The organism is Alteromonas sp. AMM-1 (assembly GCF_047290655.1).
GTDB lineage: Bacteria > Pseudomonadota > Gammaproteobacteria > Enterobacterales > Alteromonadaceae > Alteromonas > Alteromonas mangrovi.
The window spans coordinates 1-11,045 of the sequence record NZ_JBLBUE010000118.1; the positions used below are offsets into that span (position 1 = coordinate 1).

Sequence of the window (11,045 nt, forward strand, 5' to 3'; positions counted from 1 at the left end):
CACGCGTTAGTTAAAGGGATCACCGATTTTATTGAAGAAGATACTGAAGCAGCCAGACAAGCGGCCGAAAAGCCACTTCACGTTATTGAAGGGCCATTAATGGATGGCATGAACGTGGTGGGCGACTTGTTCGGTGAAGGAAAAATGTTCCTGCCGCAGGTAGTAAAATCAGCGCGCGTAATGAAAAAGGCCGTTGCGTATCTGCAACCTCATATTGAAGCCGAAAAATCAGAAGGCCAGAAGAGTAACGGTAAAATCCTGTTGGCAACCGTTAAAGGCGATGTACACGACATCGGTAAAAACATTGTGGGTGTGGTACTGCAATGTAACAACTTTGAGGTGATCGACATGGGGGTAATGGTACCCTGTGCCAGTATCCTGCAACGTGCCAAAGAAGAAGATGTTGATATGATTGGCCTGTCGGGGTTAATTACGCCATCGTTGGACGAAATGGTACACGTTGCCAAAGAGATGGAGCGTTTGAACTTCGACCTGCCGTTATTGATTGGTGGTGCAACCACCTCTAAAGCACACACGGCGGTTAAGATTGAACAGCATTATCATGCTCCGGTAGTGTACGTACCGAATGCCAGTCGTGCGGTAGGTGTGTGTCAGAAATTATTGAATGCACAATCCCGTGCTGAGTTTGCTGAGCAGCTTAGCAAAGAATATGACATTGTACGCGACCAACATGCTCGCAAACAGCCGCGCAGTAAACCGGTGAGCTTGCAGCAGGCGCGCGACAATGCTCATGTACCTGATTTCAGCACAGCGCCGGTAACGCCCAAAAAGCTCGGTGTAACACCTGTTTCAGTAGCGCTTGAAACCCTGCGAAACTACATCGACTGGACACCGTTTTTCTTAACCTGGTCGCTTGCCGGTAAGTATCCGCGGATTTTAACTGATGAAGTAGTAGGCGAGCAGGCTCAAAGTTTGTTTGATGATGCTAACGCCATGTTGGATAAAGTGATTGCTGACCAAAGCTTGCAGGCCAAAGGCGTTATTGGTTTATTCCCGGCAAACCGTCAGGAAGACGACGTGGTGGTGTATTCCGACGAAACCAGAACGGCAGTGTTGGGTGTAGCACATCACCTGCGTCAGCAAACGGATAAGCCAAAAGGCGCAAACTATTGCTTAAGTGATTTTGTAGCACCGGTAGGTTCCGGTATTAAAGACTACATTGGTGCCTTTGCAGTGACAGGCGGAATTGGTGAAGATGAACTGGCAGCCGTTTATGAAGCAAAAGGCGACGACTACAATGCCATAATGGTAAAAGCTGTAGCCGACCGGTTAGCTGAAGCGTTCGCTGAATATCTGCATGAACAAGTGCGTAAGCATTACTGGGGCTATGCGCCGGACGAGTCGTTTAGCAACGATGAGCTGATTCGCGAGAAATACCAGGGCATTCGACCTGCACCAGGCTACGCAGCATGCCCTGAGCATACTGAAAAGCAGCTGATTTGGGATCTGCTTAATGCAGAAGCGAACACCGGCATGAAGCTCACTGAAAGCTATGCCATGTGGCCGGGGGCGTCGGTATCCGGCTGGTATTTTGCGCATCCTGAGGCGCGGTATTTTGCAGTAGCGAAAATTCAGCCAGATCAGGTGGAAGACTACGCTAACCGCAAAGGTTGGGATATCGAAACTGCGCAGCGCTGGTTAGGCCCCAACCTGAATGACTAAACCATTCAGCCAGGCCTGTGAGAACAATAAACAGCCAATTCTGACTGAGTTATCACGGGCATTTTCAAACAGTACCACTGTATTGGAAATTGGCAGTGGTACCGGGCAACATGCAGTGCATTTTGCCCGCTATTTACCCCATCTTCACTGGCACACCAGTGATGTCAAACACAACCATGCAGGTATTAACGCCTGGTTGGATGACGCTGCCCTCACTAATTTACATCGCCCGATTGAATTAATGATTGGTCAGCATGATTTGCCCGCGTTGCCCTTCGATGCCGTGTATTCCGCCAATACCGCGCACATTATGTTTGCCGATGAAGTGGCACTGATGATGAAAAGTGTAGCGCAGCGATTACCCCAACAAGGCGTGTTTTGTCAGTACGGGCCGTTTACCTTAAACGGGGAATTTTCTTCTCAAAGTAATCAGCTTTTTCATCTGGATTTATTAAGTCGCGGGCTTGGTGGATACAAAGATATTAACCAGTTAATCACCTGGGCCGGTGAGGATTTAATACTCAAACACACTGTGCACATGCCAGCAAACAATCTGTTATTAATCTGGGTCAAAGAATAGCTCAACGGGTTCTGGCAGACTGCCGCACTTTGTGACGGCGCAATGTGTTGTTTCATAGTTTATTTCGAATTGGACACATTGAAGTTTGCGTGCAATCTTTAAGTAATAACGTGATCACCTGCCAATAACATTAATAAAGGACGGTAATGCCTGTGGTTGCCAAAAACATTACGTTTTCAGACAAGATTCTGATAGTCAGCAAAACCGATTTGCGGGGAAATATAACCTACGCCAATCGCCACTTTATGCGAATTTCTAACTTCCCGGAAACAGCATTACTCGGAAAGCCCCATAACATTATTCGCCATGCCGATATGCCCAGAGGGGTGTATTACGCCATGTGGAAAACGCTCAAATCCCGTCAGGAATTTTTTGGGTTTGTAAAAAACCTTACGTCAGACGGAGATTATTACTGGGTGTTTGCGAACGTAACTCCTGATGTAGTGAACGGTAAAGTAGAGGGCTTCTTTTCAGTGCGACGAAAAGCCCCGGAAGCGGCAGTGAAAGCAATTGAAGCTATTTATGCTGAAATGCGAAAAAAAGAAGCGGGTTTGTCAGCGGATACTGCAGCAAGTAATTCGTGGAAGTGGTTGTCTGAGCATATTGAGTCGCAACACGGTGTGAGTTACGACGAGTTTGTGTTGGGTTTGTACGAACAATATTTATAGGAAGTGCAATGATTATTCAAACCAGCCAGGTCAGTAAAAATATTCCATTTTTAACCCAGAAATTTCTGATTATCTGCATTGTGTTTGTGGGAATTACCTTTTTTATCGCCGCAGGTAATGTGTGGCGAAGTGGGTTTACGCTGCTGAACATTCTGTCGCCGGTGGTGGCAATGGTATTTGCGTTTTATGCTTACCGGGATCATAAAAAGCCGATACAGGCACTCAGTGCCATTCACGAAACCTTGTCTGCCGCCATAGAGGGCAATACGCATGTCAGGGTAACCAGAACAAAGGGCCTGGGTGAAGTAGGAAAAGTTGCCTGGGAACTAAATGACTTCTTAGATGTGGTAGAAACCAACTTTAAAGAATTGTCGAACAGTTTTGAACGCGCCAGTAAACGTGAGTTTTATCGCAAAGGGCTGGTGAAAGGCCTGCCGGGTGAATTTGCCGATATCATGAAAAACGTGAATATGGCTATTTCATCGATGGAGAAGGCTGATAACTTCGCCCGTCAAAATCGATTGCTCAGTGAAATGCATCACCTCAATACCAGTAATTTGCTGGATAATCTGAAAAACAGTCAGCAGGAAATGGTGAAGTTATCAACCGATATGGACGATGTGTTATCCATTGCCAATGAAAGTCGTGATGGGGCAAACCAAAGTCGTCAGACAGTGGCAGAGCTAAAGGGATCGCTTGATTCAGTAAACCAAAAAATGGTCTCGGTAGAAAATACAGCAAACCTGCTGGGGCAGGAGAGTGGCCGCATCGCCGCTACGGTGAAATTGATCAGTGATATTGCCGAGCAAACCAACCTGTTAGCCCTGAATGCCGCAATTGAAGCGGCCCGGGCAGGGGAAGTAGGCCGGGGGTTTGCAGTTGTTGCTGACGAAGTGCGCCACCTGGCAGACCGGACACGTCAGTCTACCGCAGAAATCAGCGATATTATTTATAACCTGACAGGTAAAATTGACACCATGGTTAGCCAAACCCTGGAAGTTGGGCAAAGCACCAAGGTAATTGGCGACGAAGTAAGTAAGTTCTATACCAATTTTGAATTTGTAGCCCAGGCAGCCGATAAAACTATTCATCTCATTGGCCAAACCAAAGACCGTTCGTTTGCTTCACTGGTTAAACTGGACCACATTGTGTACATGCAAAACGCTTACATAGGCATGGAGCGCAATGGTGAAGGTAATGAAGCCGAAGCCGTAAAAGTGGATCACTTCTCCTGTCGTTTGGGCAAATGGTATTACGAGGGCACTGGCAAGGATATGTTCAATGGTTTACCTGCATTCAGAACGCTGGAAAACTATCACGCCGGCGTGCATCAGAATGTGCACAAAGCCATTGCCCTGGTAAAACAGGACTGGTTGCGCAACGACGATATATTCCAGGGTATTCTGCATCATGTGGAAGCGGCAGAAAATGCCAGTTCTCACGTTATTCAGTGTCTTACAGAGCTGGTAGATCAAAAACACGGCCGAGCCGCAAGGTAGAGCAATCAGAATAAAGAAGGCCAGCTAAACGCTGGCCTTCTTGCTATTGGTACATTAATTACCAGATGCGTACGCGCTCTTCTGGTGCCAGATAAAGTGCATCACCTGGCTGTACGTCGAAGGCTTTGTACCATGCGTCGTGGTTACGTGGCGCAAGGGCTCGTGACTGTCCTGGTGCGTGAGTACCCGCGCGTAACTGATTGAGCATGCTTTCTTCTGTGCGCTTTTCTTTCCAAACCTGAGCCCAGGCCAGGAAGAAACGTTGATCACCGGTTAAGCCGTCAATCACCGGGGCTTCTTTGCCTTTCAGGCTCAATTGATAGGCGTGATATGCCATAGCCAGGCCGCCTACGTCACCGATGTTCTCACCCAAACTGTTGCGGCCATTAACAAAGTTGCCTTCAATAGGCTCATACGCACTGTACTGAGCGGCCAGCATGTCGGCTTTCGCTTCAAATGCAGCGCGGTCTTCATCGGTCCACCAGTTTTGCTGAATACCATTGGCATCTGACTTAGAACCCTGATCATCAAATCCGTGTCCCATCTCATGACCGATTACCGCACCAATTGCACCGTAGTTCACAGCTGCATCGGCATTTGGATCGAAGAATGGCGGTTGCAGAATTGCAGCCGGGAACACGATTTCGTTAAACGAGCTGTTGTAATACGCATTCACCTGTTGTGGTGTCATGCCCCAACGTTCGCGGTTAGTGGGTTTGAGTTCTTCTTCCAGCTCCAGTGCACGGAAGAACTTACGGATGTTGTGTTCGTTAGTGAGCAGATCATCGGCAGTAACCGACAGTCCTTCGTATGACAACCACTCATCCGGATAACCGATTTTCGGGCGGAAGGCAGCCAGTTTGGCTTTGGCATTCACTTTCGTTTCTTCACCCATCCAATCCAGGCCATCAATGCGCTCGCCTAACGCGGTGCGCAGGTTTTCAACCAGTTCAGCCATCTGGGTCTTAGAACTCTCAGGGAAGAAACGCTTAACATAGCTCTTGCCAATGGCGAAACCCAGCGACTCGGTACCAGACATTGAGGCCAGCGCGCGTTTCCAGCGAGGGCGGGGCTCTTGCTGGCCGTACAGTGTTTTACTTTGGAATTCAAAGTTCGCCATGTAGATGTCGTCAGACAGCATAGACGCATTATTAGAAATCGTGTGGTAGGTCAGATACGTTTTCCAATCGGCCATTGGCGTATCATTAATGATCTCAATGACTGCTTTTACTGGCTCCGGCTGGGTAATGTTCAGCTCGGGCGCTTTGTAACCTTGGGCATTTAACCAGGCATTCCAGTTAAAGTTTGCATAGGCATCGCTTAATTCTTCACGGGCGATTTGGTTTAACGTTAAGTCGCGATCCCGGCGCTTTTCACGTGGCCACTGAATTTCAGCAATTGCGGTTTCCAATGCCAGGATGGTCTGCGCTTTTGTTTCGGTATCGGTTTCGCCAGCAAAACTCAGCATTTGCGCAATGTGCGTCAGATACGCCTGGCGAATGTTTACGAAGCGTTCAGCATCGCTCAGGTAATAGTCGCGATCAGGTAAGCCCAATCCGCTTACGCCCACAGACAACTGATATTCGTTAGGGTCAAGACGGTTGTACCACAAACCACCCCATAGCGGTGAACTTGCACCATGCAACCAGCTCTTACCGAAAAAGACGGTTAACGCGTCTACCGAATCCAGCCCCTGGATTTCTTCCAGAATAGGCTTTATGGGGGTAATACCCTTGGCGTTAATGGTGTCGGTGTCCATGTAGGCATGGTAATAATCGTGAACCAATTGTTCATCGGAAGTCAGGCTGTCCGACGCCATAATGTCGTCGATGATTTGCTTCACTTGCTCTTCACTGCGATCCGCCAGTTCACTGAACGCGCCAAAACGGGTTTTATCAGCAGGTAACTCATAGTTTTTGTACCAGGTACCGCTGGCATACATGAAAAAGTCGTCGCCGGGTTTAACGGCTAAATCACGGGCGCTCAGGTCAACACCGAAGGTACCAATTTGCGCTACAGCAGGTGCTTGAGCCTGGGTTTGCTGTACTTGTGTGTTCTCAGATTTACTGCAGGCTGTCAGTGCCAGAGTGGCGGCAACAGACGCTGCGATTAACGTGTACTTCATTATAATACTCTGTGTTAGGAATGGTCGGAATCCGACGGTTTATCGTTAGTGTTCACAAACGTGTTTATATAATCGCTATTGAAAGGTAATACATCCTGCGCCTGATTGAAATACTCTTGTATAACGGGCGTTTCCTGATGTAAAAACTTTTCTACAGCTGAGTGAAAATCCGGGTGCAGTAACTGGTGCTGCGAATAGCAAAATTTGGGTTCAAAACCGCGTAGTATCTTATGCTCTCCCTGTGTACCAGGATTAAATACCGGCAGGTTTTGCGCAATGGCAAAGTCGATGCCACGAAAATAACAGCATTCAAAATGCAGCGAATCAATGTCTTCCAGACAACCCCAGTAGCGCCCATATAGTCCGGTTTTATCGTATAGAAAGAGCGCTGTAGCAATAGGTTTGTCTGTGCGACTGGCTAATACCAGACAAATATTGTCTGGCATACGGGTTAACAAACCAAAGAAAAAATCGGGTGTGAGATAGCCTTTGTGACCACTGCGCTTTAAATAGGTATCCTGATAACAGGCAATAAAGGTAGTCATATGCGCTGTCGTGAGCTGATCACCGGTTAGGGTGTGTATTTGCATACCATCGCTTAACACACGTGACCGTGTTTTTCGGATGTCTCTGCGTTTGCGCGAGGTTAATACATTCAGAAAGTCGTCAAACTGACTGTATTTACGATTAACCCATTCAAACTGCACACTGCGACGGGTTGGAAAACCCAGCTCGTCAAACGCATCGCAACTGTGATTGTGAAACAACCAGTGCAAAGAGGAAATCCCCTGTTGGTTTGCCCAGCTCTGTAACGCCGAGGAAAGTGCCTGTACACAGCGGGTAAAGTCGGCGTTGGCATCGAGTAGTATTCGCGGACCGGTTACCGGGGTAAACGGTATGGCGGCAATCCATTTGGGGTAGTAAGCAAAACCGTGCTGGTGGTAAGCATTCGCCCAGCTGTGATCAAATACATATTCGCCATAGCTGTGCGTTTTAATGTAACCGGGAATAGCGGCAACCAATGAATTGCCCTCGTAGATAACCCAGTGTGAAGGTTGCCAGCCTGTATCCTGACCCACACAGCCAGTGTCTTCCAGTAAGGCTAACCAGCTATACTGCACAAATGGGCCACCGGTCGTTGCATAACGGGCAAGCCGATTCCACTCGGTTTGAGATACGTCTGAAATGGCATCCAGGCAACACAAACGATAGCCTTGAATATTTACTTCGTACGCCATTTCGTTAGTATGCCCCGTCGACCAGAAAAATAAATATAACCATTAAACGTAACCATTAAATGTAACCATGTCAGATAGCGACCGCAAAATCATTATGGATTCGATTACCCGCATGTTGTCGCGACGAGAACATGCATTTGCTGAAGTTGTACGTAAATTACAGCAAAAAGGCTTTCAATCAGAGGCGTTTCTACCTGTTTTGGATGAATTTCGCGAGGCGGGCATTCAAAGTGATGCTCGCTTTGCCGAAATGAAAGTGCGCGCGGGCTTTGCAAAAGGCCATGGGCCGGGCAGGGTGAAAACAGACTGCCAGCAGTGGCAAATTAATGAATCCTTGTTCGAGCAGGCCATTCGCAAAAATAACCTCGACTGGTTTGAACTGGCACTACAGGTGCGGGCGAAAAAATTTGGTATTGGTTTGGTGACAAATCGGGAGCAACGCTACAAGCAAATGCGCTTTTTACAGTACCGAGGCTTTTATCAGGATCAGATTGACTATGCTATGTCGGTAACTGAGGAATAATCACACAGGTGTAATCGACCCAATCAATTAGCCTGATAGTAATTATTTCTGTGTTGTAACCTCGCCATTGCTTAACAAAGCGACATCATCCGTGGTATTGTTGCGACCCTCAAGAACATGCGGTATTCGATTCGCCAGACTGAGTTTTCTGTGCCACTTTCGCTGCATACAGGCTTTATAAATAACAAAGGATTTTAGGTTATCAATGACACTATCAACTGCTGATATTCGCCGCAAATTCATCGAGTATTTTAGTCGTAATGGCCATCAGGCTGTTGCCAGTTCTTCTTTGGTCCCGGCAGATGATCCTACTTTGTTGTTCACGAATGCCGGTATGAACCAGTTTAAAGACGTTTTTCTGGGTACCGAAAAGCGCAGCTATACCCGCGCAGTATCGTCACAGCGTTGCGTGCGTGCTGGCGGTAAGCACAACGATCTGGAAAACGTAGGCTATACAGCCCGTCACCATACTTTCTTTGAAATGCTGGGTAACTTCAGCTTTGGTGACTACTTCAAACAGGAAGCCATTCAGTTTGCATGGTCGTTCTTAACCGACGAATTAAAGTTACCAAAAGAAAAACTGCTGGTAACCGTGTATGCCGAAGACGACGAAGCATTTGATATTTGGGAAAAGCAAATCGGCGTTCCTAAAGAAAAGATCATTCGTATTGGTACTACCGACAACTTCTGGTCAATGGGCGATACCGGTCCCTGTGGCCCATGTTCTGAAATATTTTACGATCACGGTGAGCACATCTGGGGTGGCCCTCCAGGATCACCTGAAGAAGATGGCGACCGTTTCATTGAAATCTGGAACCTGGTTTTCATGCAGTTCAACCGTCAGGCCGACGGCTCAATGGAACCATTGCCTAAGCCTTCAATTGATACTGGCATGGGGCTTGAACGTATTTCTGCCATTATGCAGCACGTTCACAGCAACTACGAGATTGACCTGTTCGATAACTTAATCAAAGCGGCTGCCTCTATCGTTGGCACTGAAGATTTGTCGAATAAATCACTGCGCGTAATTGCAGACCACATCCGCTCGTGTGCATTCCTGGTGTGCGATGGCGTTATGCCGAGCAATGAAGGGCGGGGTTATGTGCTGCGCCGTATTATTCGTCGTGCAGTGCGCCACGGATACCAAATGGGTGCCAGTGATATCTTTTTCTACAAGCTGGTGGCAGCGTTAACCAAAGAAATGGGCGAAGCTTACCCTGAACTGAAAGATCAGAAACCGGTTATTGAAAAAGTACTGCGTGTAGAAGAAGAACAGTTTAGTAAAACGCTGTCACGTGGTATGAACATTCTGAACGAAGCACTGGAAGCGTTGGAAGGCACTGTGATCCCAGGTGAACTGGTATTTAAGCTGTATGACACCTACGGCTTCCCAACTGATTTAACCAACGACGTTGCCCGTGAACACAATTACACCATTGACGAAGAAGGCTTTAAAGCAGCAATGCAGGCACAGCGTAAGCGTGCCCAGGAAGCCAGTCAGTTTGGTGCCGACTACAACAACCTGTTGAAAGTGGAACAGGAAACGGCGTTCACCGGATATGATATGAGTGAGCAGGATTCCAATGTTGTTGAACTCATTTCGGGTGACGCATTCTGTGAAGAACTCACTGACGGTCAGGAAGGCGTAGTGGTACTCGATACCACGCCATTTTACGCAGAATCTGGCGGCCAGGTCGGTGATACCGGTGTGTTAAAAGTGGCCAACGGAGAATTCCTGGTTACAGATACCCAAAAGCTGGGTAATGCATTTGCGCACAAAGGTACAGTAAAAGGCGTTATCCGCAAAGGCGACAAAGCCGTTGCCAGCATTGATGACACCAAGCGGACTGCGATTCGTAAAAACCACAGTGCTACTCACTTGTTACATGCAGCGCTTCGCGAAATTCTGGGTGAGCATGTTACCCAGAAGGGCTCATTGGTAAATGCCGATCGTTTGCGTTTTGACTTTTCTCATTTTGAGGGGGTTACCGCCGAACAGGTACTGGAAATTGAACAACGCGTGAATGGTGAAATTCAGGCGAACCATGCGCTTACTACCCAGTTAATGGATTTGGATGAAGCTAAAGCGTCAGGTGCCATGGCATTATTTGGTGAAAAGTACGATGAAAAAGTACGCGTAGTGTCGATGGGGCCATTCTCTACGGAACTGTGTGGCGGAACGCATGTCAAACAAACCGGAGACATTGGTTTGTTTAAGATTATCTCAGAAGGCGGTATTGCTTCTGGTGTGCGTCGTATCGAAGCGGTTTCAGGTATGGGCGCACTGGCTTATGTTCAGCAGCAACAGGCTGTACTGCAACAAGCTGCCAGTTTGCTGAAAACCGATACGCTTAGCGTGGCCGACAAAGTAGCACAAAGCCAGGCTCAGCAAAAAGAACTGGAAAAAGCACTGACTGCCCTGAAGCAGAAAGTGGCAAGCCAACAAGGCGCAGATGTATTGTCTAATGTTGTTGAGATCAACGGCGTTAAAGTGCTTATAGCCGAGCTGGAGGGCGTTGAGGCCAAGTCGTTGCGCGGCATGGTGGATGACCTGAAAAATCGCATTGGTGAAGGCGTCATTGTTCTGGGCGTGCCAGAAGACAGCAAAGTGAGCCTGATTGCAGGTGTAACTAAGGGCTTAGTTGGCAAGGTAAAAGCTGGCGAACTAATAAACTTTATCGCTGAGCAGGTTGGTGGTAAAGGCGGTGGTCGCCCGGATATGGCCCAGG

At 47.8% G+C, this 11,045-nt stretch carries 8 protein-coding genes; 6 read left to right on the forward strand and 2 right to left on the reverse strand.

Going from position 1 to position 11,045, the window contains the following annotated elements; all coding sequences use genetic code 11:
- The 4 genes from ACLR2L_RS15140 to ACLR2L_RS15155 form a co-directional block, all read left to right on the forward strand.
- Positions 1-1,683 (forward strand): vitamin B12 dependent-methionine synthase activation domain-containing protein (locus ACLR2L_RS15140; RefSeq protein ID WP_413369227.1); only part of this gene is annotated, 1,683 nt, incomplete at its 5' end.
- On the forward strand, positions 1,676-2,263 hold the full coding sequence (locus tag ACLR2L_RS15145) for a DUF938 domain-containing protein (RefSeq protein WP_413369229.1): 588 nt from the start codon (positions 1,676-1,678) through the stop codon (positions 2,261-2,263). The genes ACLR2L_RS15140 and ACLR2L_RS15145, both read left to right, overlap by 8 nt.
- A 146-nt stretch (positions 2,264-2,409) precedes the next feature.
- Entirely contained in the window at positions 2,410-2,931 is a 522-nt protein-coding gene (locus ACLR2L_RS15150; protein ID WP_413369231.1) for a PAS domain-containing protein, read from the forward strand.
- Positions 2,932-2,939: 8 nt separating this feature from the next.
- Positions 2,940-4,430 carry a methyl-accepting chemotaxis protein gene (locus ACLR2L_RS15155; RefSeq protein ID WP_413369233.1) on the forward strand — a complete coding sequence of 497 codons (1,491 nt, stop codon included), beginning with the start codon at positions 2,940-2,942 and terminating at the stop codon, positions 4,428-4,430.
- Between the two features lie 58 nt (positions 4,431-4,488).
- Here the strand turns inward: ACLR2L_RS15155 and ACLR2L_RS15160 are convergent, their stop codons facing one another.
- Positions 4,489-6,555 carry a M13 family metallopeptidase gene (locus tag ACLR2L_RS15160; protein WP_413369235.1) on the reverse strand — a complete coding sequence of 689 codons (2,067 nt, stop codon included), beginning with the start codon at positions 6,553-6,555 and terminating at the stop codon, positions 4,489-4,491.
- Between the two features lie 14 nt (positions 6,556-6,569).
- Entirely contained in the window at positions 6,570-7,793 is a 1,224-nt protein-coding gene (locus ACLR2L_RS15165) for a GNAT family N-acetyltransferase (RefSeq protein ID WP_413369237.1), read from the reverse strand.
- A 94-nt stretch (positions 7,794-7,887) separates the two neighbouring features.
- On the opposite strand from ACLR2L_RS15165, the gene ACLR2L_RS15170 reads away from it, so the two are divergent.
- Positions 7,888-8,316 (forward strand): regulatory protein RecX, encoded by a 429-nt coding sequence (locus ACLR2L_RS15170; RefSeq protein ID WP_413369239.1) that lies wholly within the window; start codon positions 7,888-7,890, stop codon positions 8,314-8,316.
- A 205-nt stretch (positions 8,317-8,521) separates the two neighbouring features.
- Positions 8,522-11,045, forward strand: a 2,524-nt coding sequence (gene alaS, locus ACLR2L_RS15175; RefSeq protein ID WP_413369241.1) for an alanine--tRNA ligase, incomplete at its 3' end; no start/stop codon positions are given.